General features: G+C 61.3%; 22 protein-coding genes and 2 pseudogenes. 15 read left to right on the top strand and 9 right to left on the bottom strand.

Going from position 1 to position 24,760, the window contains the following annotated elements:
• Positions 1–186: 186 nt before the first annotated feature.
• From AC1Q6I_RS29900 to AC1Q6I_RS29890, 3 genes are read left to right on the top strand one after another with little or no spacing between them, the layout of a single operon-like run.
• Positions 187–2,691: a fimbria/pilus outer membrane usher protein gene (locus tag AC1Q6I_RS29900; RefSeq protein WP_371858353.1), complete on the top strand. Its 2,505-nt coding sequence runs from the start codon at positions 187–189 to the stop codon at positions 2,689–2,691.
• A 56-nt stretch (positions 2,692–2,747) separates the two neighbouring features.
• A complete protein-coding gene (locus tag AC1Q6I_RS29895; protein WP_102625137.1) occupies positions 2,748–3,683 on the top strand; it encodes a fimbrial protein in 936 nt (311 codons plus the stop codon).
• 18 nt (positions 3,684–3,701) lie between these two features.
• The gene (locus AC1Q6I_RS29890; RefSeq protein WP_024072941.1) at positions 3,702–4,226 is read left to right on the top strand and encodes a fimbrial protein; all 525 of its coding nucleotides are present in this window, start codon (positions 3,702–3,704) and stop codon (positions 4,224–4,226) included.
• 80 nt (positions 4,227–4,306) lie between these two features.
• Here the strand turns inward: AC1Q6I_RS29890 and AC1Q6I_RS29885 are convergent, their stop codons facing one another.
• The 3 genes from AC1Q6I_RS29885 to AC1Q6I_RS29875 all read right to left on the bottom strand — a co-directional run bounded on the left by AC1Q6I_RS29885 (position 4,307) and on the right by AC1Q6I_RS29875 (position 6,082).
• Positions 4,307–5,266 (bottom strand): phasin family protein, encoded by a 960-nt coding sequence (locus tag AC1Q6I_RS29885; RefSeq protein WP_102625136.1) that lies wholly within the window; start codon positions 5,264–5,266, stop codon positions 4,307–4,309.
• Between the two features lie 12 nt (positions 5,267–5,278).
• Complete coding sequence (locus AC1Q6I_RS29880) at positions 5,279–5,701, bottom strand: phasin family protein (RefSeq protein WP_024072939.1); 423 nt, start codon at positions 5,699–5,701, stop codon at positions 5,279–5,281.
• A gap of 105 nt (positions 5,702–5,806) precedes the next feature.
• Positions 5,807–6,082 carry a polyhydroxyalkanoic acid system family protein gene (locus AC1Q6I_RS29875; RefSeq protein ID WP_024072938.1) on the bottom strand — a complete coding sequence of 92 codons (276 nt, stop codon included), beginning with the start codon at positions 6,080–6,082 and terminating at the stop codon, positions 5,807–5,809.
• A 144-nt stretch (positions 6,083–6,226) separates the two neighbouring features.
• Here AC1Q6I_RS29875 and ubiE point away from each other — a divergent pair, with 144 nt between their 5' ends.
• The 12 genes and pseudogenes from ubiE (at position 6,227) to AC1Q6I_RS29815 (ending at position 16,285) form a co-directional block, all read left to right on the top strand.
• A complete protein-coding gene (ubiE, locus tag AC1Q6I_RS29870; protein ID WP_003171186.1) occupies positions 6,227–6,997 on the top strand; it encodes a bifunctional demethylmenaquinone methyltransferase/2-methoxy-6-polyprenyl-1,4-benzoquinol methylase UbiE in 771 nt (256 codons plus the stop codon).
• Positions 6,997–7,620: a ubiquinone biosynthesis accessory factor UbiJ gene (locus tag AC1Q6I_RS29865; protein ID WP_024072936.1), complete on the top strand. Its 624-nt coding sequence runs from the start codon at positions 6,997–6,999 to the stop codon at positions 7,618–7,620. Before ubiE ends, AC1Q6I_RS29865 begins: the two co-directional genes overlap by 1 nt.
• A complete protein-coding gene (gene ubiB / locus AC1Q6I_RS29860) occupies positions 7,617–9,221 on the top strand; it encodes a ubiquinone biosynthesis regulatory protein kinase UbiB (RefSeq protein ID WP_024072935.1) in 1,605 nt (534 codons plus the stop codon). The genes AC1Q6I_RS29865 and ubiB overlap by 4 nt, the downstream gene beginning before the upstream one ends.
• A gap of 42 nt (positions 9,222–9,263) precedes the next feature.
• On the top strand, positions 9,264–9,656 hold the full coding sequence (gene hisI, locus AC1Q6I_RS29855) for a phosphoribosyl-AMP cyclohydrolase (protein WP_024072934.1): 393 nt from the start codon (positions 9,264–9,266) through the stop codon (positions 9,654–9,656).
• 2 nt (positions 9,657–9,658) lie between these two features.
• Positions 9,659–9,991, top strand: coding sequence for a phosphoribosyl-ATP diphosphatase (locus AC1Q6I_RS29850; protein ID WP_024072933.1), 333 nt, complete (start codon positions 9,659–9,661; stop codon positions 9,989–9,991).
• 25 nt (positions 9,992–10,016) lie between these two features.
• Positions 10,017–10,295: a twin-arginine translocase TatA/TatE family subunit gene (locus tag AC1Q6I_RS29845; RefSeq protein WP_024072932.1), complete on the top strand. Its 279-nt coding sequence runs from the start codon at positions 10,017–10,019 to the stop codon at positions 10,293–10,295.
• 10 nt (positions 10,296–10,305) lie between these two features.
• Entirely contained in the window at positions 10,306–10,728 is a 423-nt protein-coding gene (gene tatB, locus AC1Q6I_RS29840; RefSeq protein ID WP_024072931.1) for a Sec-independent protein translocase protein TatB, read from the top strand.
• Entirely contained in the window at positions 10,725–11,516 is a 792-nt protein-coding gene (tatC, locus tag AC1Q6I_RS29835) for a twin-arginine translocase subunit TatC (RefSeq protein ID WP_024072930.1), read from the top strand. Before tatB ends, tatC begins: the two co-directional genes overlap by 4 nt.
• On the top strand, positions 11,513–12,220 hold the full coding sequence (locus tag AC1Q6I_RS29830) for a 16S rRNA (uracil(1498)-N(3))-methyltransferase (protein ID WP_024072929.1): 708 nt from the start codon (positions 11,513–11,515) through the stop codon (positions 12,218–12,220). The genes tatC and AC1Q6I_RS29830 overlap by 4 nt, the downstream gene beginning before the upstream one ends.
• A gap of 102 nt (positions 12,221–12,322) precedes the next feature.
• Positions 12,323–13,381: pseudogene (locus AC1Q6I_RS29825) on the top strand (methyl-accepting chemotaxis protein); the annotation flags it as partial.
• Entirely contained in the window at positions 13,367–14,239 is an 873-nt protein-coding gene (locus AC1Q6I_RS29820) for a methyl-accepting chemotaxis protein (RefSeq protein ID WP_370694634.1), read from the top strand. The pseudogene AC1Q6I_RS29825 and the gene AC1Q6I_RS29820, both read left to right, overlap by 15 nt.
• A gap of 138 nt (positions 14,240–14,377) precedes the next feature.
• Positions 14,378–16,285: a methyl-accepting chemotaxis protein gene (locus AC1Q6I_RS29815; protein WP_102625135.1), complete on the top strand. Its 1,908-nt coding sequence runs from the start codon at positions 14,378–14,380 to the stop codon at positions 16,283–16,285.
• A gap of 72 nt (positions 16,286–16,357) precedes the next feature.
• On the opposite strand, the gene AC1Q6I_RS29810 is transcribed toward AC1Q6I_RS29815, so the two are convergent.
• The 6 genes and pseudogenes from AC1Q6I_RS29810 to AC1Q6I_RS29785 form a co-directional block, all read right to left on the bottom strand.
• On the bottom strand, positions 16,358–17,092 hold the full coding sequence (locus tag AC1Q6I_RS29810) for an amino acid ABC transporter ATP-binding protein (RefSeq protein ID WP_024072926.1): 735 nt from the start codon (positions 17,090–17,092) through the stop codon (positions 16,358–16,360).
• Complete coding sequence (locus tag AC1Q6I_RS29805) at positions 17,085–18,044, bottom strand: amino acid ABC transporter permease (RefSeq protein WP_024072925.1); 960 nt, start codon at positions 18,042–18,044, stop codon at positions 17,085–17,087. Before AC1Q6I_RS29805 ends, AC1Q6I_RS29810 begins: the two co-directional genes overlap by 8 nt.
• Positions 18,045–18,375: 331 nt before the next feature.
• Positions 18,376–19,173, bottom strand: a complete 798-nt coding sequence (locus AC1Q6I_RS29800) for a transporter substrate-binding domain-containing protein (RefSeq protein ID WP_041160821.1) — start codon at positions 19,171–19,173, stop codon at positions 18,376–18,378.
• 218 nt (positions 19,174–19,391) lie between these two features.
• Positions 19,392–20,192 carry a transporter substrate-binding domain-containing protein gene (locus AC1Q6I_RS29795; RefSeq protein ID WP_102625426.1) on the bottom strand — a complete coding sequence of 267 codons (801 nt, stop codon included), beginning with the start codon at positions 20,190–20,192 and terminating at the stop codon, positions 19,392–19,394.
• Positions 20,193–20,391: 199 nt separating this feature from the next.
• Positions 20,392–22,991, bottom strand: a pseudogene (mdoH, locus tag AC1Q6I_RS29790) (glucans biosynthesis glucosyltransferase MdoH).
• Complete coding sequence (locus AC1Q6I_RS29785; RefSeq protein ID WP_041161080.1) at positions 22,984–24,720, bottom strand: glucan biosynthesis protein G; 1,737 nt, start codon at positions 24,718–24,720, stop codon at positions 22,984–22,986. The pseudogene mdoH and the gene AC1Q6I_RS29785 overlap by 8 nt, the downstream one beginning before the upstream one ends.
• Positions 24,721–24,760 lie beyond the last annotated feature (40 nt).

The raw sequence follows: 24,760 nt of genomic DNA, 5'->3' as shown, positions 1-24,760 counted from the left end.
CCGCCATCGCCTGGCGGGTCACGCAGCTCACTTCATTACCTACGTTCGGTTGATGCCCATTGCTCAGGGCAGGGCTTCCCTTTGCCCACATTCGGACAGCACCTTTTTTTGAGAATGCCAAACATGAGTTTGAACACGCCCGTCAGGGTGAGAAACGGGTCCCTGATACGTCGTCGATTACCGTTCATGGCGCGTGGCCTGATACTGCTGACCAGCGCTCACGCCTGGGGTGCAGGCGCTGTCGAGAATGTCGAATTCAACCCCGCCTTCTTCCCGGATGCCGTCAGAGGCCGACAGGTTGATATTTCAAAGTTCAGCCAGGGCAACGTTGTTCTGCCCGGAAGCTACCGCATCGATATTTATCTGAACGGTCAGTGGATCGGGCGGGAAACCCTGTCATTCGTTGCGGTGCAAGGCCGAGACTCTGCACAAATGTGCCTGGAGCGCGAAGCGCTTCTGCGGTTTGGAATCCAGGTGGATGCGCCGCACAATCAACCCACCGAACCCGCTCGAGCACCGCGTCGTACCTTTGCCAGCTGCGATGATATTTCGTCCTACCTGCCGGGCAGCAGCAGCCAGTTCGACGCCGGCGAAAACCGCCTGGCGCTGCAGGTTCCGCAGATCTACCTGGCGCGCAAGGCGCGGGGCTATGTCGACCCACAACATTGGGACAGTGGGATCGACGCCGCCTTTGTACGCTACAACGCCAACACGTTTGCGACCCGTACGAATGGCCGCTCGCTCGACTCCCAATACCTGGGGCTGAACACCGGGCTCAACCTGGGCGATTGGCACTGGCGTCATAACGCCAGCTTCAACCGCACCGACTCCACTTCGAAGTACCAAAGCAGTGCCACCTATGTGCAGCGGGAACTGAGCCCGCTCCAGTCACAGTTGATGATGGGAGAAACCTACACGCCAGGCGATCTGTTCGACAGTGTGCGCCTGCGGGGGGTCAGCCTGTTCAGCGATGATCGAATGCTGCCGGATTCCCAGACAGGTTTTGCGCCGGTCGTGCGTGGCATCGCCGAGACCAATGCGCGGGTCACGGTGCGCCAGCGCGGCGTGTTGCTGGATGAAGTTTCCGTCGCCCCTGGCCCCTTCGTGCTCAACGACCTGTTTCCCACCGGCTATGGTGGCGATCTGACCGTTACGATCACCGAGGCCGATGGTCGTCAACGCGAGTTCATCGTTCCGTTCGCCGCCAACGCCAACCTGCTGCGTACGGGCTATCACCGTTACGCACTGAGTGTCGGCCAGTTGGATGAAATTGGCCTGCGCCACCCACCCAAGCTGATGCAAGCCACTTACCAACATGGCCTCAGCAACCTGCTGACCGGCTATACCGGCGCGGTGCTGGGCGAAGACTACCGGTCCCATTTGTTGGGTACAGCGTTCAATACCCCGTTTGGCGCGCTGTCCATTGACCTGACCCATTCGAATGCAACGTTGCCGGGCCACGGGTCCCGTGACGGACGAAGCGTGCAGTTGCGCTACAGCAAGAACTTCACCGAGACCGGCACCCACTTTGCCCTCGGCGCCTATCGCTACTCCACCGAAGGTTTCCTGAACGCTGCCGATGCCGCCCGGGTTCGCGACCTGGCCATAGACGGAGGCAACCTGGAGCACGTATCGCGTTTGCGCGACAGGATGGACATCAGCCTCAATCAAAGCCTGGGCAACGGATCTATATACCTTACCGGCTCGTCGCAGAACTATTGGAACCGCAAAAGCGGCAACCTGACGTTCACCACGGGGTACACGGGCAGTTGGAAGGGCCTGCACTACACCGTCAGCACCCAGCGCACCAAGGACTTACTCAGTGAGCGGATCGACCAGCAAGTGGAGCTGACCCTGAGCCTGCCCTTGGGCAGCGGCGCACGCACACCGACCTTGACCACCACCGCGTATCGCGGCAACCAAGGCGACGGCGAGCGGTTGAGCCTGGGCGGCACTCTGGGTGAGCGCAACGAGTTCACCTACGGGATAGGGGCCAGCCGGGTACAGGGTGCCAGTACGGCGACGAGCGCTGACGCGAAGTACCAGACCAGCCAGGGGGTGGTGTGCGCCGGTTTCGGGCAGGGCAACACCTACCGCGCGATGTCGCTCGGCATGACCGGCGGTATCGTTGCCCATGCAGAGGGCGTGACTTTCGCTCCGGAGCTGGGCGACACCATCGGTGTCGTCCAGGCGCCTGATGCCCAGGGTGCGCGGATCAATGGCAACCACAGCGCCCAGGTCGGCCGGAGCGGCTTTGCCGTGGTGCCCCACCTCACGCCGTATCGACAGAACGCGGTGGAACTCGACCCCAAAGACCTATCGGTGGATGTGGAACTCAAGACCGCTGCGCAAAACGTCGCACCGCGTGCCGGTTCAGTGGTGAAGCTGCAGTTCGCTACCGTCAGCGGTCAAGCCATCTTGATCACGGCACTGCGCGACGATGCCAGCCCACTGCCGTTCGGTTCGGACGTATTCGATGAAGACGGCGCCAGCGTCGGCATTGTCGGCCAGGGCGGTAAAGCCTTTGTGCGAGTGGCGCGTGCGCAGGGGCGGTTAACCGTCAAATGGGGGGGCGATACCGAGGACTCTTGCCGGCTGCAATACCGCCTGGGCACAGGGCCGAAGGCGAATGGCTCAGCGCGTTTGCGCCATCTGGACGCAGGCACTTGCAAAACCCATACGAGCGGTTGATTGGGCGCAAGCCTGCATGTTGCCGCAGCCCCTCTATTTCTCCTAGCGGACTGAAGATGAAACATTCCACCAAACTCGTTTCGACCCTCGCGACCCTTGCGCTTCCAATCGCCGCGCAAGCGGCATGCACCCGGTATCCCGATGCAACGTTGACGCTGAACATGCCGACGACTATCACCGTACCGGACAACCTGCCTGTCGGGAGTGTCATCACCCGCCAGACATTCAGCGGTACGTCAGAAGCCTTTTTTGCCGATTGCGGGCCGACCCTGAGAACAATCATCGGCCGATACCCACGCCAAACAGACCCGGCAACAGGCGCTTATCAAACCGAGGCGCCGGGGGTTGGGCTGCACGTCAGATTGAAATGGGCCGATGGAGGCCCCGCAACCTTTGGGTTACATAGCCAAACAGGCGCGATACCCCCTGGGCGGGTTCCCAGCTTCATCGCCGCAGAGGCCTTGTTCTACAAAACCGGTCCTGTCACGGACGGAACAGTGCCTGGCGGGTTCCTCTGGTCGGACAGATGGGGCAGCGTTCCAGACAAATTCACCCTGATGCTGGGCAACTCGGTTCGCTTTATCAGGCCCGCGGCCACCTGCGACCTGGCAGCCGGCGACGTAAACCGCACGATTACACTTCCCGCCATCAAGGTCAGCGATTTGGACAAGGCCGTCCATGCGGGCGCACACAACTTTGAACTGATCGCCAACTGCAGCAATGCCGCCAACGTCACCTTCCGCTTCAGCGGCACGCCCGCATCGGGGAACAACGCGCTCTTCGCCAATACAGGCACGGCCAAGGGCGTCGCATTGTGGCTGTACTCACGCATCAATGGCGTGCCCCAGAACATCAGCATCAATGGCGAGCGCACGCTGGCGGTTTCCGGCAACCGTGCAGTTTTGCCGCTCAGTGCCGCTTATCACAAAAACGGTACGGTGAGCCAAGGCACGCTGGTGAGTACCGCCACCGTCAACATTACCTACAACTGAAACCCTGAGAACGACCCGATGAAGATCCCACCCCTGCCCCTGCTGCTGGTTATTACGGCGAGCCTTGTCCACATCACGGCCCAGGCCGCAACGACAGGCACCTTGCGTTTTACCGGCCAGGTCAACGCCGGCACCTGTAACCTGGCGGCCGGCGATGTGAACCGCACCATTACGCTGCCAACCGTCAAGATTTCAGACTTCGACAAGAGTGCTTCGGCAGGCTCGCACGACTTCGAAATATCCGCCGACTGCGAATCGGACATCCGCAACGTGGTTTTCCTGTTCGCCGGCACCCCATCCACCGGGAACGCTGCACTGTTTGCCAATACCGGAACGTCGGCCGGCACGGCTCTTTGGCTGGCACATCGTGCGACCTCTGTTGATGCCATCCCTGCCAACGGCACCGCCGCTCAGCGCAGCCGGACGATTGCGACAAGCAACAAAAAAGCCGTCATACCGCTCAACGCGGCCTACTATAAAATCGGTGCGATCACCCAGGGAACCCTGGCCAGCGCGGTGACCGTATCGATCACGTACAACTGATGGCGACTTAAGCGGCTGCGCCCTGGGCAAAAAAAATGCCTGACCTTTGCGGGTCAGGCATTTTTATGTCCCGGAAGAAATCAGGACTGACTGGATGGCGTCGGGGTAACCGGCGCTGCAGTCGGAGCCACAGCTGCGGGCGTCGGTGCGGACACCGAGTTGGCCGTGGAAGCAGTGGATGCAGGTGCACTGGCAGGTTTGGCCGCTACAGCTGGCTTGGGCGCCGCTGGTTTTTTAGCCGCAGCTGGCTTCTTCACGACGGCCGGTTTGGCCGCTGGCTTGGCTGCAGGTTTTGCAGTGGCTGCCTTGGCAACGGGTTTGGCGGCTGCGGTTTTAGCTGCTGGCTTGGCGGCGGGTTTAGCAGCTGCCTTGGCTGCTGGTTTAGCTGCAGGTTTAGCTGCTGGCTTGGCAGCCACTTTTGCGGCCACTGGTTTAGCGGCAGGCTTGGCGGCCGGTTTGGCCGCTGCGGTTTTTGCCGCTGGCTTGGCTGCTGGCTTGGCGGCAGCTTTGGCTGGAGCCTTGGCAGCCGGCTTGGCGGCAGCTTTTACCAGAGGCTTGGCAGCGGCTTTCGCGGCGGGCTTGGCAGCAGCGATTTTAGCGGCAGGCTTGGCTGCCGGTTTGGCGGCTGCGGTTTTCACCGGAGTCACTTTGGCGCCGGTGAGCTTTTCGATCTGCTTGGTCAGGGTATCGACCTTGCTATGCAACGCCTTCAATTCCGCTTTGCTTGGCACCCCAAGCCGCGAAATAGCACTGTGGAGGCGTTTATCGAACGTCTCTTCCAACTTGCCCCAAGTGTCAGAAATGCTCGACTTGGCGGAGCCGGCAGTTGCCTTCGCCGCTTCAACTTTTTTACCCACCGTGCTCTTGGTCAACTTCTCGGCTTTCTCGCCGTCTTTAACCAGCGTCTCGAAGAGTTTGCTGCCGTCACTGTCGATCTTCGAGTAAACGCCTAAACCAGCGAGCCAGATTTTGCGGGAATATTCTTCAACTTTCCCGACCCACGAGCTGCCTTCTTTCTGAGTAGTCTTTTTAACAGCCATCCCGATGTCTCCTTAGTGTTTACGCGCGACACGTTCGAGCAATGCCGTCAGCTCTTCGAGCTTAGCAGAGAGTGTCTCCACGTCATGTTTAGTCGCAATGCCGATTCGATTCAAGGCACTTGCAACACGAGTATCAAAAGCTTTTTCAACTTTATCCAGCTGAACTTCAACCAGGCCTTTGACGCTGGAGACATTACTCTTTACTTGGTCAATCTGACTATTGGCAGCATCAAGTTGTTCAACTACAACTTTTTTGCCTTTACTTTCAACATGTTGGCCAGTTTTAACCAGCTCTTTGAAGTACTCGCCGCCCTCGCTTCCGACCTTGGCGTAGGCCCCAAGACCTGCCAGCCAGATCTTGCGGGCGTAGCTTTTAACGTCACTCAGGGCAGTGGTCTGAGCGTCGATTTTTTTCTTCAGGATAACTTTGGCCATGGTGCACCTCACGCAGAATAGGGTGGAGGAACGGCCCACAGGAGTTGAGGGCTTGGGCACAAAGTAGGTTGAAAAATTAGAATCGGCACCCTAAGAGCAATCGGATCAGGCCAGGGCTTTATCCAGGGCTTTCTCGATTTCGGACTTGATGGTGCCACTCATGGCCGACATCAACAGGCCCAGTTCCACATCAATACGCAGCGAATCATCCGCCACCCACACCGTGCCTTTAACCCCCGAACGCTTGAGGTTCAAGGTGTCGCCAGACCACGACGGCTCCAGGCCATATTGCTCCTGGAGTTTGCTCGCCAACTTTTCGGCCTTGGCGCGTGCGCCTTCTTTACCCAGGGAATGTGCACGCTCAACGGTAATACGGGCCATTGCAATGACTCCTCTTTATAACGACTGGAACACCCGCCATGCGGCAAAAGGTCTCGGTGGCCCTCTATCTTACCTTCAGCCTTGCCAAGACAAAGCAGGCCTTGGGGATTATCATGTCCCGCATTCTCTTTTGGTGACAGCGATATGACTGATCAGCGCAAAGGCAGCGATGCCGAACCCACCACTCACTTCGGTTTCAAGAACGTCCCGGAAAGCCAGAAAGCGGAAAAAGTCGCTGAGGTGTTCCACTCCGTAGCCGCCAAGTACGACCTGATGAACGATGTGCTCTCGGGTGGCATGCACCGCCTGTGGAAACGCTTCACCATCGAGCTGTCGGGCGTGCGCACCGGCAACCGCGTGCTGGACATCGCCGGCGGCACGGGCGACCTGGCGGCCAAGTTCTCCAAGCTCGTCGGCCCGACCGGCCAGGTGGTGCTGGCAGATATCAATGGCTCGATGCTCAAGGTCGGCCGCGATCGCCTGCTCGACAAAGGCGTGGCCGGCAATATCGAATTCGTCCAGGCCGACGCTGAAAAGCTGCCGTTCCCCGACAACCATTTCGACTGTGTGACCATCGCCTTCGGCCTGCGCAACGTGACCCACAAGGAAGACGCGATCCGCTCGATGCTGCGCGTGCTCAAGCCGGGTGGCCGCCTGCTGGTGCTGGAGTTCTCCAAGCCGACCAACGCGCTGATGTCCAAGGTCTACGACACCTACTCGTTCGCCTTCATGCCGTTGATGGGCAAGCTGATCACCAATGACGCCGAAAGCTATCGCTACCTGGCCGAGTCGATCCGCATGCACCCCGACCAGGAAACCCTGAAGTCGATGATGGTGGAGGCCGGTTTCGACCGCGTGACGTACCACAATATGACGTCGGGCATCGTCGCCCTGCACCGCGGCATCAAGCCCTGATGCTGCTCAAAGGTCTTCTCGCCAGCGTCGAACACGGCCTCAACCGTGTACTGCACCTGGACAGCACCGCCCTGGCACGGCTCGCGCACCTGAACGGCAAGATCATTGCCGTCGACTGCCGCAGCCCTGCCTTGCAGCTGTTTATCCTGCCCAGCGATGAAGGCCTGCTGCTTGCCAGCCACTGGGCTGCCGAGGCCGACTGCACCCTGCGCGCGCCGGCCTCCAGCCTGTTGCATCTGGCGCTGAGCCGTAACAAGACCGCCATCCTGCATGGCCCGGAAGTGGAGCTGGAAGGCGATAGCGCGGTGCTGATGGACCTGGCCGCCGTGCTGCAGGACCTGGAGCTGGACTGGGAATACGAGCTGTCACAATGGATCGGCCCAGTCGCCACCCAACTGATCAGCGGGCACCTGCGCAGCCGCGCACGCTGGTATCAGCAGGGGTTCGCCAGCCTCAACCAGAACCTCGCCGAATACCTGAGCGAAGAATCGCGCACCCTGGTCGGACAACGGGAAGCGCAAGCGCGCTTTCGCGAACTCGACAAGGCCAAAATCGACCTGGAACGCCTTGAGGCACGCTTCGAGCGCCTGAGCCGTTCCCTTGATCCAAGCGATAACGCATGAAGCTGCTCGCCGTCCGCCGTTTGTTTCGTATCCAGCGCGTCGTAATCCGCTACCGCCTCGATGACCTGCTGTTCGCCCTGCCTCTCCCCTGGTTCCTGCTGGCGGTGCGCTATGTGCTGCCGTGGCGCTGGTTCCCGCGCAAGCCGCTGGAACTGAGCCGTGGCGCGCGCCTGCGCCTGGCCCTGCAGGACCTGGGGCCGATCTTTATCAAGTTCGGGCAGATTCTCTCGACCCGCCGCGACCTGCTGCCCGAAGACATCGCCGACGAACTGATGCTGCTGCAAGACCGCGTGCCGCCGTTTGATTCGCAGCAGTCGATGAAGCTGATCGAAGAGCAACTGGGCAAGAAAATCAGCGACGTGTTCAGCCGCTTCGACGTCGAGCCCCTGGCCTCGGCCTCGGTGGCACAAGTGCATGCCGCGCAACTCAAGACCGGCGAAGAAGTGGTGGTGAAGGTGATCCGTCCGGGCCTCAAGCCGATCATCGGCCAGGACCTGGCATGGCTGTTTATCCTCGCCCGCGCCGCTGAACGCTTTTCTGCCGATGCGCGCCTGCTGCACCCGGTGGACGTGGTCGCCGACTACGAAAAAACCATCTACGACGAGCTCGACCTGCTGCGCGAAGCGGCCAACGCCAGCCAGCTCAAGCGCAATTTCGAAGGTTCGCCGCTGCTGTATGTGCCGCAAGTCTACTGGGACTGGTGCCGCCCGAAAGTGCTGGTAATGGAGCGTATCTACGGCGTGCAGGTCACCGACCTCGCCACCCTGGCCGACCAGCGCACCGACATGAAAATGCTGGCCGAGCGTGGCGTGGAAATTTTCTTCACCCAGGTGTTCCGCGACAGCTTCTTCCATGCCGACATGCACCCAGGCAACATCTTCGTCAGCACCGTCAACCCGTGGAGCCCGCAGTACATCGCGATCGACTGCGGCATCGTCGGCAGCCTGACCCCGGAAGACCAGGATTACCTGGCGCGCAACCTGTTCGCCTTCTTCAAGCGCGACTACCGCCGCGTGGCGCAGTTGCACATCGACTCGGGCTGGGTACCGGCAGAAACCAAGCTCAATGAATTCGAAGCGGCGATCCGTACCGTTTGCGAGCCGATCTTCGAAAAACCGTTAAAAGATATTTCCTTCGGCCAGGTGCTGATGCGCCTGTTCCAGACCGCGCGACGCTTCAATATGGAAGTGCAGCCGCAGCTTGTTCTTTTGCAGAAAACCCTGCTGAACATCGAAGGCCTGGGCCGTCAGCTGTACCCGGACCTCGACTTGTGGAACACCGCACAACCGTTCCTCGAACGCTGGATGCGCGAGCGCGTCAGCCCGAAAACCCTGCTGGGCAACCTGCAAAGCCAGGTCGAACAGCTGCCGCACTTGGCCAATATGACCCGCGACCTGCTGGAGCGCATGTCCCAGCCCCACGCCAAGGACCCGTCGCCACCGTGGCAACAGCGCAAGGATGACTGGTTCCTGCGCTTGCTGGGGGCCGCGCACCTGGTGGGCGGGGTGATGCTGGCCATCGGCGGGCCATTGAACGAGTTGGGCCACTGGCCGGCCGGGATCATGGTCGCCGTGGGTGTTTATCTGATCGTGCGTCGATAGCCGATCCGGTTATACACTGTCGCAAATTGCCGGAGCCGAACGATGAAAGACTGGCTGGACGAGATCAAGTGGGACAGTGACGGCCTGGTGCCGGCCATTGCCCAGGACTACAAGACCGGGCGCGTGCTGATGATGGCCTGGATGAACCGCGAGGCCCTGAGCCTCACTGCCGCCGAGCAGCGCGCCATTTACTGGTCACGTTCGCGTGGCAAACTGTGGCGTAAGGGCGAAGAGTCCGGGCACGTGCAGACCCTGCACGAGATACGCCTCGACTGCGACGCCGACGTGGTGATCCTGATGGTCGAGCAGATCGGCGGCATTGCCTGCCACACCGGCCGCCACAGCTGCTTCTATCGCGTGTTCGAGAACGGCGAATGGAAGGTGGTGGAACCGGTACTCAAAGACCCGCACGCCATTTATTCGGCAGGACACTGAACATGAGCGATACCCTGAACCGTGTGGCCCAGGTGCTGGAAGACCGCAAAGGCGCGGACGCCGACAGCTCGTATGTGGCGAGCCTGTATCACAAGGGCCTGAACAAGATCCTGGAAAAACTCGGCGAAGAATCCGTCGAGACGATCATCGCTGCCAAGGATGCCGAGATCAGCGGCGACTGCAGCGATGTGATCTACGAAACCGCCGACCTGTGGTTCCACAGCCTGGTCATGCTCGCCCAACTGGGGCAGCACCCACAGGCCGTGCTGGATGAACTGGACCGTCGCTTCGGCCTGTCCGGGCATGCCGAAAAGGCCTCGCGCCCGTCCGCCTGAATAACTTTCAACGAGGAATTGCAGCATGGGCATTTTTGACTGGAAACACTGGATCGTCATTCTGGTGGTGGTGGTACTGGTGTTCGGCACCAAGAAACTGAAAAACCTCGGCACTGACGTCGGCGAGTCGATCAAGGGCTTTCGCAAGGCCATGAACGACGACGAAAAACCGGCCGAGCCCGTCGTCAACCCGGTGCCGCCGGCCCAGCCTGTCCACCCGCAGGCCGCCCAGCCGATTACCGAGCGTCGTACCTTCGACGTGCAGGCTGAAAAAGTCGAAGAGCCGACCCGCAAAGACTCGTGAGCACTGACTAATGTTTGGTATCAGCTTCTCTGAACTGCTCCTCGTCGGCCTCGTGGCTTTGCTGGTGCTGGGGCCGGAACGCCTGCCCGGTGCCGCACGCACGGCCGGCCTGTGGATCGGGCGCCTGAAACGCAGTTTCAACGCCATCAAACAGGAAGTTGAACGGGAAATCGGCGCCGATGAAATCCGCCGCCAACTGCACAACGAACATATCCTGTCGTTGGAGCAAGAGGCGCGCAAAATTCTGTCGCCGGTGCAGGAGCCGGCCAAACCGGTGGAGCCTGTGGCCGAGCACAGCATCGCGCCCACACCCGCAGCGACCGAAGCCACACCGGTCGCGCCAGGCCCGACCGCTACCCCGACAGAGCCAGCGCCGGCGCCCGTGGCGTCGCCCGCTCCCCATGACCCTACATTGCCGCCGCGAGCCCCATGAGCGCTGATAAACCGGAAAACGACCAGCATATGCCGCTGGTCTCGCACCTCACCGAGCTGCGTACCCGCCTGCTGCGTTGCGTAGCGGCAATCTTCGTGATCTTCGCCGGGCTGTTCGCCTTCACCCAGCAGATCTACACCTTCGTCTCCACGCCCTTGCGCCAGTACCTGCCGGCCGGCGCGACGATGATCGCCACCGATGTGTCGTCGCCGTTCCTGACGCCGTTGAAGCTGACGATGATGGTCTCGCTGTTCCTGGCGATCCCGGTGATCCTGCATCAGATCTGGGGCTTTATCGCACCAGGGCTGTACAAGCATGAGAAGCGCATCGCCGTGCCGTTGCTGGTGTCGAGCATCCTGCTGTTCTACACCGGCATGGCGTTTGCCTACTTCCTGGTGTTCCCGCTGATCTTCAAGTTCTTCGCCGCTGCCACCCCCGCTGGCGTGGAGATGATGACCGACATCACCAGCTACCTCGACTTCGTGATGACGTTGTTCTTCGCCTTCGGCGTGGCCTTCGAGATCCCCGTGGCCGTGGTGCTGCTGGTATGGATCGGCGTAGTCGACGTGAAGTACCTGAAGAAGGTCCGCCCGTACGTGATCATCGGCTGCTTCGTGGTCGGCATGATCCTGACGCCGCCGGACATCTTCTCCCAGACCCTGCTGGCGGTGCCGATGTGGATGCTGTTCGAGATTGGCATCCTGTTCAGCGGCCTGATCAGCAAGCGGGGCGAGCACCCGGATGACCAACCCGCCGACGATGACCAGCCGCCAGCGACCCAGCCGTGAACCTGCTGCTGCTGGAGGAGGCCGACTTTATCGCGGCCGACCGGGTGGTGCTGCGTGATCGGCGCCTGGTGCATATGCAGGACGTCCACCGTGTGGCGGTGGGCGACAACCTGCGCGTGGGGCGCATCGGCGGCCTGATGGGCAATGCGCAACTGCTGCGCCTGGACGCCCGTGAGGCCGAGCTGCAAGTCAGCTTCGAGCTGCCGCCCCCGGCCAAACTGCCCCTGACCCTGTTGCTCGCCCTGCCGCGCCCGAAGATGCTGCGTCGGGTGCTGCAAACCGTGGCGGCCATGGGTGTGCCGAAAGTGGTACTGCTCAATAGCTACCGGGTTGAGAAGAGCTTCTGGCAAACCCCGTTCCTGGAGCCTGCGGCGCTTCGCGAGCAACTGATCCTCGGTCTCGAGCAGGCTCGGGACACGGTGCTGCCGGAAATCATCATCGAAAAACGTTTCAAGCCATTCGTCGAAGACCGCCTGCCAGCCATGACGCAAGGCACCCTCGGCCTGATCGGCCACCCCGGCGACTATCCGCCTTGCCCGCGTGCCCTGGACGAGCCGGTCACCCTGGCCATCGGCCCGGAGGGCGGCTGGATTCCCTACGAGGTGGATCTGCTGGCCAAGGCCGGCCTGCAGCCGGTGCAGTTGGGCGCTCGCATCCTGCGCGTGGAAACCGCCGTCACTGCCCTGCTCGCTCGCCTCTTCTAACCACACGACCCTCCCACAGTCGCACCACGGCGCTACAGAATCCCGTTTGCAGGCCGATACCCCCTGAATAAATCTAAGCTTTGCTCCAGGGGAGTTCGCAGCATGTATCGTTGGTTAGCCGAAAAGCTGGGGAATGTCAGCGTCAAAACCAAACTGGGCGTCGGCTTTGGTCTGGTACTGCTGCTGACGCTGGTGATCACCTTCACTGGCTGGACCGGCCTGGGTGATGTGATCAGTCGTGGCGACAAACTGGGGTATATCTCCAGCCTCAATGCCTTGACCAAAGACCTGCGTCTGGCCCGCCTGGACTACGAAATGCGCCGTGGCGAGCAAGGCACCAGCGCTGTCAGCGAGTTGCTGAACCAGCTCGACAGCGGCCTGAAGACCGCCCGCACCCTGATCGAACAACCGGCCGACGTCGCCCTGATCGACGAGCAACTGGCGGCCGTGGAGCAGTACAAGCGGGCCTTCAACGACATGGCCCAAGCCGGTGCCAATCGCGAAAACGCGCGCAGCAAGTTGGGCGATACCGCCGACAATGCCGTGCTCAAGATAGGCGAAGTCGAAAAATCCCTGCTGCAAGGCGACAGCGTCACCCAGTTCAACAACGTGGTCAGCCTGAGCAAGCTGATCCAGCAAGCGCGCTTCCAAGTGCGCGGCTACACCTACAGCGCCAAGGTCGAAGCCGAGCAACCGGCCCTTGATGCCATCGACAACGCCCTGAAAAAAATCACCGAGCTGGAAGGCCAACTGCCGGCCAACTACCAGGCCAACCTGCAACAGGCCAGCGTCTCGCTGCAAGCCTATCGCGCGGCCGTCAGCCAGTACCGTGACTCCCAGGTGGCCAGCGCGGCAGCACTCAAGGCCATGGGTGCCCAGGGCGATATCCTGCTCAGCCATAGCGAAAAACTCACGGCCTCCCAGACCGTGGTGCGTGACACCGACGCTGCACAAGCCAAGTACCTGTTGCTGCTGGCCACCGTGCTGGCGTTGATCTTCGGCCTGGTCGCCGCCTGGGCCATTACCCGCCAGATCATCATCCCGCTGAGCCAGACCCTCAAGTTGGCCGAGCGCGTCGCCTCGGGCGACCTGAGCCAAAACCTGACGTCGGAGCGCCAGGACGAACTCGGCCAACTGCAACGCGCCATGCAAAGCATGACCGTCGGCTTGCGCGAATTGATCGGCGGCATCAGCGAAGGCGTCACCCAGATTGCCAGCGCTGCCGAGCAGCTCTCGGCCGTCACCGAGCAAACCAGCGCCGGGGTCAACAGCCAGAAAGTCGAGACGGACCAGGTGGCCACGGCCATGAACGAAATGGCGGCCACTGTGCAGGAAGTCGCCCGCAACGCGGAAGAAGCCTCCGAAGCCGCCGTAGCCGCCGACCAGCAGGCCCGCGAAGGCGACAAGGTAGTCGGTGAAGCCATCGCCCAGATCGAGCGCCTGGCCACGGAGGTCGGTAATTCCACGGTGGCCATGGGCGATCTGAAGCGCGAAAGCGACAAGATCGGCAGCGTGCTCGACGTGATCAAGTCGGTGGCCCAGCAAACCAACCTGCTGGCCCTGAACGCCGCCATTGAAGCGGCGCGCGCCGGCGAGGCCGGGCGTGGTTTTGCGGTGGTGGCCGATGAGGTGCGCAGCCTGGCCCAACGCACCCAGAAGTCCACCGAAGAGATCGAAGAACTGATCGTCGGCCTGCAAAGCGGCACCCAGCAAGTGGCGACCATCATGGACAACAGCCGTGGGCTCACCGACAGCAGTGTCGAGCTGACCCGCCGGGCCGGCAGCGCCCTGGCGAGCATCACTCGCACCGTGTCGACCATCCAGACGATGAACTCACAGATCGCCACGGCGGCCGAGCAACAAAGCGCGGTGGCCGAGGAGATCAACCGCAGCGTACTGAACGTGCGCGATGTGTCCGAGCAGACCTCCGCCGCCAGTGAAGAAACGGCCGCGTCCAGTGCCGAACTCGCGCGCCTGGGTAACTACCTGCAAACCCTGGTCGGACGCTTCCGCATCTGAGCGGTCGTGCGCGGCGCCCCCTCCAGGTCGCCGCCACACGACTACTTGTGAAATTTCCTACGCAGTTATCAGCCCGCCATCACCTCGAATCGTTTTAGCGTTTCTAACGAAGCGTTTATTCCGATTCGGAGGTTCACCATGTTTCCTCGGCTGATCCGCTTGCTGGCCAATGCCAGCGTCCGCCTCAAGCTCGCCCTGGGGTTCGGCCAAGTGCTGATCCTCAGCCTCATCATCGCCGCAACCGGCTGGCAAGCCTTGAATGCCGCGCTTTTCCGCTCAGCCAACCTGACGGTCCTGGGCCAACTCACTGCGGCCGCCGAAGCGGTGCGCGCAGACCGTATCGTGTATCGAACCCTCACGGACACTGCCAGCCTCGACGCCATGAACACGCGGATCGAGCAAATCGGCCAACACCTGAGTTATCTGGCAAACCATCTGCTCGCCCCGGCCGACTTGCAGCGCATTCAGGAAGCGGAGCGCCTGGTGATCGGCTTCAAGACCGGCCTGGCAGAGCTACCGCCCCTGATCGAACAGCGAGAAGCCACCCACACCTCCCTGCACCAGTCCAGCCTCCAGGCCAGCGATACCCTCACCCAAGTGGCCAGCGACCTGCCCGACCAGAATGACCAGCAGGCCCTCGACGCCATCGAGAACCTGCGCCAGGCCATGGCACGGGCCGAGGATCGCGCCCAGGCGCCTGCCTGGGCCGCCGATTCACTGGATGCGTACGCCGAAGGGGTGGGCCGGACCCTCGACACCCTGGACGTCACGCATGCGGCCGTGACCAGCCTGCCCGTGGACTCGGCCTTGCTCAAGACAGACGTGGCCGCCTATCGCGCGCAGTTGATCAAACTCAAGGAGGCCCAAGTGGCCACGGAGACGGTCCAGGACCGGCTTGAACACCTGCTCAACCAATTGCTCGAACAAAGCGAACAGGTGATAGAGGGCCAGACCTTCAAACGCGACAAAGAGGCGGACAATACACGCCGCCTGCTGATCAGCGTGACCCTCGGCGCCTTGTTGCTAGGCTCGCTGGCCGCCTGGGGGATCGCTCGACAAATTGTCGCCCCCCTGCGTCAGGTACTGATCACCGCCAATTGCATCGCCGAGGGCGACCTGCGCCACACCGCCGAGGTGGAGCGCCGGGATGAACTGGGCCAGTTGCAGCACAGCATCGGGCAGATGACCCGTAACCTGCGCCACCTGATCAGCGGCATTGGTGACAGCGCCCGACAGATTGCCAGCGCGGCCGGGCAACTGTCCGCCGTGACCGAGCAGTCCCGGACCGGCGTGAACCACCAGAAAGTTGAAACCGACCAGGTCGCCACCGCCATGAACGAAATGCTCGCCACGGCCCAGGAGGTCGCACGGCATGCCGAACAAGCCTCGCTCGCGGCCATCGAGGCAGACCACCAGGCCCACGCAGGCGACAAAGTGGTTGCGCAGGTGATCGAACAAATCGGCCAACTGGCCGATGAAATGGCGCTCTCCAGTCGAGCGATGCTGACGCTGCAGCAGGAAAGCAGCAAGATCGGCAGTGTGCTGGATGTGATCAAGTCGGTGTCCCAACAGACCAACCTGCTGGCGTTGAACGCGGCGATCGAAGCGGCACGTGCGGGCAATGCCGGTGAAGGGTTCGCCGTGGTGGCCGATGAAGTACGCAGCCTGGCCCAGCGCACCCAGGCGTCGGCAGAGGAAATCGAAGGGCTGATCCTTGGCCTGAACAACGGCACCCGGCAGGTGGCAGACATCATGGACAGCAGCCGCAATTTGACCGACTTCAGCGTCGGCCTGAGCCGCGATGCGGGCGACGCGCTGGCGGCCATCGCGCGCACGGTATCGGTGATCCAGGAAATGAACCCACAGATAGCCGCCGCCGCCGAGGAGCAAAGCGCGGTGGCCGAGGAGATCAATCGCAGCGTATTGAAGGTACGGGACGTGACCGAACAAGCCGCCGCCGCCAGTGAGGAAACGGCAGCGGCGAGCGTTCAGTTGACGCGGCTGAGCCTGGATTTGCAGGCGTTGGTCGGCAAGTTCAAGCTCTGAGGTTCACGGCACGCGTGGTGAGTGAGCGTGCTCGCCCACCACACAGAGCCCTTTCCCCAAGAACCATCAGCGCTACAACACCTGGCGCAGGAACGCCTGGGCACGCGGGTCTTTCGGCGCGTCGAAGAACTGCGCCGGTGATGCATCTTCGAGCAACTTGCCGTGGTCGAAGAACAACACACGGTCTGCCACTTCACGGGCAAAGCCCATTTCATGGGTGACGCAAACCATGGTCATGCCTTCCAGGGCCAGGGTCTTCATCACGTCCAGCACTTCGCCGACCATTTCCGGGTCGAGGGCCGAGGTGGGCTCATCGAACAGCATCACCTTGGGTTCCATCGCCAGGGCACGGGCGATCGCCACCCGCTGCTGCTGGCCGCCGGACAGGCGCGACGGAAATTCATTGGCCTTTTGCGCGATGCCGACCTTTTCCAGGAGTGCCAGGGCCTTGGCTTCACGTTCCTTCTTGCCGCGCTTGCGCACGACTTTTTGCGCCAGGCAGAGGTTTTCCAGCACCGTCATGTGCGGGAACAGGTTGAAGTGCTGGAACACCATGCCGACTTCACGCCGATAGGCATTCACGTCGGTTTTCGGGTCGGCCAGTTGCAGGCCATCGATGCTGACCGAGCCCGAATCGAACTCTTCCAGACCATTGAGGCACCGCAGGAACGTGGACTTGCCCGAGCCTGACGGGCCAATCACCACCAGCACTTCGCCCTTGGCCACCTGAGTGGTCACATGGTCCACCGCGCGCACCACATGGCCTCGGGTGTCGAAGACTTTTACCAGATCGCGGACTTCAATCACTTTGTGCGAGCCTCCGCTCAAGCCGGCTGGCCATTTTCGACAGCGGCAGGTTGATCAGCAGGTACAGGCCTGCGACGCAGAACAGGATTTCAAACGGCGAGAACGAGGTGGTGATCACTTCGCGCCCGCTCTTGAGCAGCTCGGTAATCGCGATCACCGAGACCAGCGAGGTGTCTTTCACCAGGCTGATAAATTGCCCGGCCAGCGGCGGCAGCACGCGCTTGAAGGCCTGCGGCAGCACCACATGGCGCATCGACTGGCTGGCGCTCAGGCCCAGGGAGCGAGCCGCCTCGTTCTGGCCACGGGTAATGGACTGCACGCCGGCGCGGACGATTTCCGCCACGTAGGCGCCCGTGAACAGCGACAACGCGGCGATCCCGGCGAATTCCCGGGACAGGTTGAGCACCGTGCCGATAAAGAAATAGAAAATGAAGATCTGCACCAATAGCGGCGTACCGCGCACCAGTTCGACGTAGATCGTCGACAGATCGCGCAGGGTCGGATTATTGGACAGCCGGCATAAACCGGTGGCAAGGCCAATCGCAAGGCCGAGAATCCCGGACACCACCGACAGCCACAACGTGGTCCACAAGCCCCACATCAAGGGGCCCAACGCCCAATGGCGGTTAACCCCGATGACATCGCCTTCGGCCACATCGTCGCCGCGCGCCACTTGCAGGCTGTTGCCGGCCACACTCACGCGTTGTTCGACGCCGGCATCGTTGCGCAGGGTGACTTCGGCCACATCGCCTTTGCGCACCAGTTCAACGACGGTGGAAATGTCTGCGGCGCGCTGGGACTCTTCGGCCTGGTAGGCGAAGTATTGCGGTACACGGTTCCAGCGCCATTCGTAGGACATCAGCGAAGTGGCGTAATACAAGGCGCCCGCCAGGCCGACCAGCACGACCACGGTCAGCAGGTGCCAGGGCCATTGGGCTTTTTTCTGTTTCATTACTCAACATCCAAAAGAATCGGGGGTACGCGCACCTGATGTGGCAAGCGGGCTTGCTCTGTGGCGAGCGGGCTTACTGTGCTGAGCGGGCTTGCTGTGGCGAGCGGGCTTACTGTGCTGAGCGGGCTTGCTGTGGCGAGCGGGCTTGTTGTGGCGAGCGGGCTTGCCCCGCGTTGGGCTGCGAAGCAGCCCCACTAAGATCACCGCGCTGTTTCAGATGGACCGTGGCCTGAGGTTTTTGGGGCTGCTTCGCAGCCCAACGCGGGGCAAGCCCGCTCGCCACAGTAAGCCCGCTCACCACATCAAGCCGTCGCACCAAAGCACTACAGCGTTATTCCATGTCCTTGAGCCATTCGGAGCTCTTGAACCACTTGTCATGGATGCGATCGTAGGTGCCGTCGTTCTTGATCTGGTGCAGGAAGTTGTTGATGAAGTTGATGCTGTCGTAGTCGCCCTTCTTCAGACCGAACGCCAGCGGTTCGAAGGTGAAGGGTTCTTCCAGGAACACCAGCTTGCCGTTGCCGACTTTTTTCTCGGCAACGACGTTGTACGGGGCGTCATACACGAAGGCATCGGCCTTGCCATTGACGACGTCCAGCACACCTTCCTGCTCGTTGTCATAGCCGTGGTACTTGGCCTTGGAGATCAGCTTCTTGGCAACCATCTCGCCGGTGGTGCCGAGCTTGGAGGTCAGGCGGTATTTCTCGTCATTCAAGTCTTTGTAGGACTTGATGGTGCCTTCCAGCTCCTTGCGAATCAGCAGGGTCTGGCCCACCACGATGAAGGGTTCGCTGAAGTTCAGGCGCAGGTTGCGTTCCTGGGTCAGGGTCATGCCGCTGCCGATCATGTCGAACTTGCCGGTCAGGAACGCCGGGATGATGCCGTCGTAGCCAGTGGACACCAGCTCCAGCTTGACGCCCATGGACTTAGCCATGGCCTTGAGAATGTCGACTTCGAAACCAATGATTTCACCGCGCTTGTCGGTCATTTCGAACGGCATGTAGGTCGGGTCCATGCCGACTTTCAACGTGCCGCGCTTGACCGCATCATCGATCGCGCCGGCCTGGGCCGCATTGGCCGCGACCAGCGCGGTGACGCCGAGCAGCAGCATCGAAAGATACTTTTTCATCATCAAGTCCCCTGAACCATTCTTATGAGGTCGGCGCGCAAAAGGGCTGCACCATTTCGGGGTGCGATCCTAACCCACTCGATGCCTGTCACAAAGGTTTCACCGGGATTTGTTGTCGGGGTATGCCAGAAACGCCCTACAACGGTGCAGCAAAGCGCAGAGGCAGACACTTCGCCACCTGGCAATAGCCATTGATTGATGTGTAAGCAGTTATGACTTCAGTAGACTTCCGCCATCCAGGCGGTGTCCTTGAACCACTTGTCATACAGACGATCGTAGGTCCCGTCCTGGGCCACCTGGTTCAGGAAATGGTTGATCCAATTGAGGCTGTCGTAATCGCCTTTTTTCAGGCCGAACGCCAGTGGCTCATAGGTGAAAGGCTGCTCCAGGGCCAACAGCGAGCTGTTTTCGGGCTTGGCGATGGCGATCAGGTTGTAAGGCGCATCGTGGATAAAAGCGTCGGCCTTGCCCTCTACCACCTGACGCACGCCTTCTTCCGGCGTCGGGAACGTGCGTAACCGCGCCGCTCCAAGGAATCGCCTGGCGGCCAACTCACCGGTCGTCCCCTCGATGGCGACGACTCGATAACCGGCATCATCCAGGTCTTCGATACTGCTGACCTTGCCGGCAAGGTCGGGATGCAGCAACACGGTCTGGCCGACAATGATGAAAGAGTCGCTGAAGTTCAATTTCAGGTTGCGCTGCTGGGTCACCGTCATGCCGCTGCCGATCAGGTCGTATTGCTTTTGCATCAGCCCCGGCAGCAGTTCGGTATAGGGCACCGGCACCATCTCCAGCTCGATGTCCAGGGCCTTGCTCATGGCTTGGAGCAAGTCGATTTCGAAGCCGACGATCTGCCCACGCTTATCGGTCATTTCGAAGGGCACGTAGGTGGGCGTCGTGCCGACCCTCAATACCCCTCGTTGAACCGCGTCGTCGATGGCGCCAGCGTTGGCCGGAGCACCGTATAAGAACCCGACGACACCCAGCAACACAGCACACAAACACCTTTTGATCATGAGATACCCCCGTTCCATTGAGCACACGACAACCCGCTACAGCGCCAGTGCGCGTAAACCTGGGTGGTCGAGTCAGATTGGGGGGCGATGCTAACCCACCCGTCGCCGCGGCAATACGCCTTGGACAGGGGTCTTTTGTTTCGAAATAACAAGGGGTTGGAGCAACAGAGGGCGCTGTAGGAAGACGCCGTGAATGCCCTCAGGGTAACCCCCCTGAGGGCTTCAGCATCAGGCCGGTTGAGCCTGGGACACCACCGGTTGCAACGGTAGCAACGGGGCGTGCGGGTCGGCCTTGATCGAGTTACGCCAAGCGGCCAGCCACTCGGCGTGCCCATCGTTCCAGACCTGCTCGTGCAGGCGAGCCAGGGCGACCGGGTCGCTGAGCAGGGCCAGGCGTTCAGCGTTGTTGAGGCCGGCAGGGCCGACTTTCAACGCATGACGAACACGCTCGCCACGCAGGTACTCGATCGGCTCCGCCTCACGGTGACGCGAGGTCGCCAGGGCGCAGGCCAGGGCGTTCTGCTGCGGGTCGACCACCGAACGTATGAAGCCATCATTGAGGGCGTGCCAACGGTTTTCGTGGGTGTACTTCTCGGTCGACAGCAACGCCTGCGGCGGATTGTATTCCTCAGGGATCAGGAACAGGCTTTCGTCGCGGGACTTGAGGCCCAGATTGACCCGGCTGGAAATCACCGATACCGGGATCGACAGCATCAACGACCCCACGATCGGCACCAGCCACCACAGGAAGCTTGGGTTCAACCACACCACCAGCAGTGCCCACAGGAAGCCGAGCAAGGTCTGGGTACCGTGGCGCTTGATCGCTTCGCCCCAGGGGGTGGAGTCGTCGTCACGCTGCGGCGAATTCCAGGTCGCGGCCCAACCGAGGAACGCGGCCAGTACGAAACGGGTGTGGAAGATCATGCGCACCGGTGCCAGCAGCATGGAGAACAGCATCTCCAGCAACATCGACAGGGTCACCTTGAACTTGCCGCCGAACTCTTTCGCGCCCTTGGCCCAGATCAGGATGATGCTCAGCAACTTTGGCAGGAACAGCAACACAATGGTGGTGGAGAACAGCGCCACCGCCTTGTCCGGATGCCATTGCGGCCACAGCGGGTACAACTGGCGCGGTGCCATGAAGTACTGTGGCTCCATCAGGGTGTTCACCGCCAGCAGGGCCGTCGACAGCACCAGGAAGAAGAACCACAACGGCGCCGACAGGTAGGACATCACACCGGTCAGGAACACGGCACGGTGTACCGGGTGCATGCCCTTGACCAGGAACAGGCGGAAGTTCATCAGGTTACCGTGGCACCAGCGACGGTCACGCTTGAGTTCGTCCAGCAGGTTCGGCGGCAGTTCTTCATAGCTGCCCGGCAGGTCGTAGGCAATCCACACACCCCAACCGGCACGACGCATCAGCGCGGCTTCGACGAAGTCGTGAGACAGGATCGCACCGGCGAACGCACCTTTACCTGGCAACGGCGCCAGGGCGCAGTGTTCAATAAACGGCTTCATGCGGATGATTGCGTTGTGACCCCAGTAGTGGGATTCACCCAACTGCCAGAAGTGCAGGCCAGCCGTAAACAGCGGGCCATAGACGCGGGTGGCGAACTGCTGCATGCGCGCATACAGGGTGTCCATGCCCGACGCCCGTGGCGCGGTCTGGATAATCCCGGCATCCGGCGTGGCTTCCATCAGGCGCACCAGGCTGGTCAGGCATTCACCGCTCATCACGCTGTCGGCGTCGAGCACCACCATGTACTTGTATTCACCGCCCCAACGACGGCAGAAGTCGTCGAGGTTGCCGCTCTTGCGTTTGACGCGACGGCGACGGCGGCGATAGAAAATCTTGCCGAAGCCACCGGCTTCGCGGCACACGTCCAGCCAGGCTTGTTGCTCGGCGATACAGATGTCAGCGTCGTTACTGTCGCTGAGCACGAAGAAATCGAAGCGGTCCAGGTCACCCGTGGCCGCGACCGACTCGAACGTGGCGCGCAGGCCAGCGAATACCCGCGGCACGTCTTCGTTGCAGATCGGCATCACCAGCGCGGTGCGTGCGTCCTTGGGAATCGGCTCGTTGCCGGCACTTTTACCGGAGATACGGTATTTATCGTGACCGGTGAGCAGTTCAAGGAAGCCCATCAACGCGGTCCAGAAACCGGCCGAAACCCAGCAGAACAGTATCCCGAACATGATCAGGATGCTGGTTTGCAGGGCGTAAGGCAGGACCTGGGTGGCGGTTTGCAACAGGGTCTGGTTGCGGATCTCGTCAAAGTCGACCAGCGACCAGCCCTGGTACGGCATGATGCCTTTCATGTACCAGCCGGCCACGATGGTCTGGCCGAGCATCAGTACCAGCAGGATGTAGCGACGGATCGACCCCACGGTGCGCCAGCGCGCCGCCGGCAGCACGCGCTCGTCTTTCGGCGGCTTCGGCGGGTTGGTTCGGCCAGTCAGGCGACGCCAGCCGCGCACCAGGATATTGGTGCGCCATGGCTCCGGTACGACCTTGGTGCGACGAATCGGCGGCGTGGCCTTGAGGCACACGCGGCCGCTGGCGTCGAGCACCAGCATTTCGGCGTCTTGCAGCTCTTCGGCCGTGCTGAGGGTCAACCGGCGGCCGACCGACGCCTGGGCGGCGTCGACGGGCGCATCGAAGGTCGAAGACGACAAACGCTCGTGCAGTTCGGTGAAGGATGTGCAGCCTGCCAGTTCGGCACGCTGCTCAGCGGTCATCGGGAGATGCGCCAGATACTCGGACAGAGTCTCTGGCTGGGCTTGAGAATTACTCATCGGCAGGCAACTGATAGCTCCAGGTTTCGGTCAGGACTTGCTCGGTCTTGATCGGCTCCGGTGTGGCTGGGGCAGCTTCTGGCTGCTTGGCGTCCTTGTCTTTCGCGTCTTTCTTGGCCTGTTTCTCGTGCTGCTTGGCCAGGACCTTGTCGGCCTTGAGCACTTGGGTCGAAACCTGCTCAGGCTCAGGCTGCACGATGTCCTGCACCAGGGACGCACGCATCTCGGTGGGTTTTCCGGGATCCTTGATCTTCATGCGCAGGGTCAGGCGCCAGCCTTTGGTGTGCTCGTTGTAGCGCACGCTGTTTTCAACCAGCTCAGCGTTGTCACCCACACTCACCTGGCTACGCACCGGCGCGTCCGGCAGCAGTTTCTTCAGGGACGGGCCCTCGAAATCGATCAGGTACGCCACGCTGCCGTCGGGCTGACGGATCAGGTTGGATTGTTTCACGTCACCGGTCGAACGCAGGGTCTGCTTGACCCAGGCGCTGTCCGGCGAATGGAACGCGGCGTCGTCCAGGGTCCAGTGCAGGCGGTAGGCAACATCCAGCGGCTTGCCGACTTCCGGCAGTTCGGCCGGGCTCCAGAACGCTACGATGTTGTCGTTGGTTTCATCGGCGGTCGGAATCTCGACCAGGTCGACGGAACCCTTGCCCCAGTCGCCTTCAGGCTCGATCCAGGCGCTTGGGCGCTTGTCGTAGTTGTCGTCCAGGTCTTCGTAGTGGCTGAAGTTGCGGCCGCGTTGCAGCAGGCCGAACCCACGCGGGTTCTCCACGGTGAAGTTGCTGACCGACAGGTGTTTAGGGTTGTTCAGCGGGCGCCAGATCCACTCGCCATTACCGGCATGGATCGACAGGCCGCTGGAATCGTGCAGTTCGCGACGGTAGTTCAGGACCTTGGATGGCTGGTTGGCGCCAAACAGGAACATGGAAGTCAACGGGGCAACCCCCAGCTTGCTGACTTTGTCGCGCAGGAACATCTGGGACTTGACGTCGACCACGGTGTCGGTGCCCGGGCGCAGGATCAGGCGGTAGGCGCCGGTGGCGCGTGGCGAATCCAGCAGGGCGAAGATCACCAGGTGCTTGTCACCCGGCTTTGGACGTTCGATCCAGAACTCGGTGAAACGCGGGAATTCTTCGCCGGACGGCAGCGCGGTATCGATCGCCATGCCACGGGCGGACAGGCCATACACCTGGTCCTTGCCCACGACGCGGAAATAGCTGGCGCCGAGCATGGTCATGATTTCGTCTTGCTTGTCGCCCTTGTTGATCGGGTACAGCACACGGAAACCGGCATAACCGAGCTGTTCGGTGGCCTTGGGATCAACCTTGACGTCGCCAAAATCGAAACGCGACGCGTCGTACTTGATTTCCTGGACGCTGTCAGCGGTGACTTCGTTGATTTTCACCGGTGTATCGAAGTGCATACCCTGGTGATAGAAGGACAGTTTGAACGGGGTGTTCTGATCGGCCCACTCGGCTTTTTCGTTGCGGAAACGAATCTTCTGGTAGTCCGCAAATTTCATTTCGCGGAATTCGTTCGGCAGATTGCTGCGCGGAGCTTCGTATTTCTGCCCGGCCAGCTCTTTTGCCTTGGCCGACACATCGTCCAGACTGAATGCCCACAGTTGACCCGCGCCGAACAGGCAAAACAGGGCGGAGCCCGTCACCAGTGCGTTTCGTAACCGTTTGGCAGACAATTTTGGTGCATTACAGGGACTAACAATCACGAGCAACCCTCGCCGAAAACAGATCAAAAAACCAACGGCC

Source organism: Pseudomonas sp. MPR-R2A5, from assembly GCF_058793055.1.
This window is presented reverse-complemented; position numbering and strand designations above follow the sequence as displayed.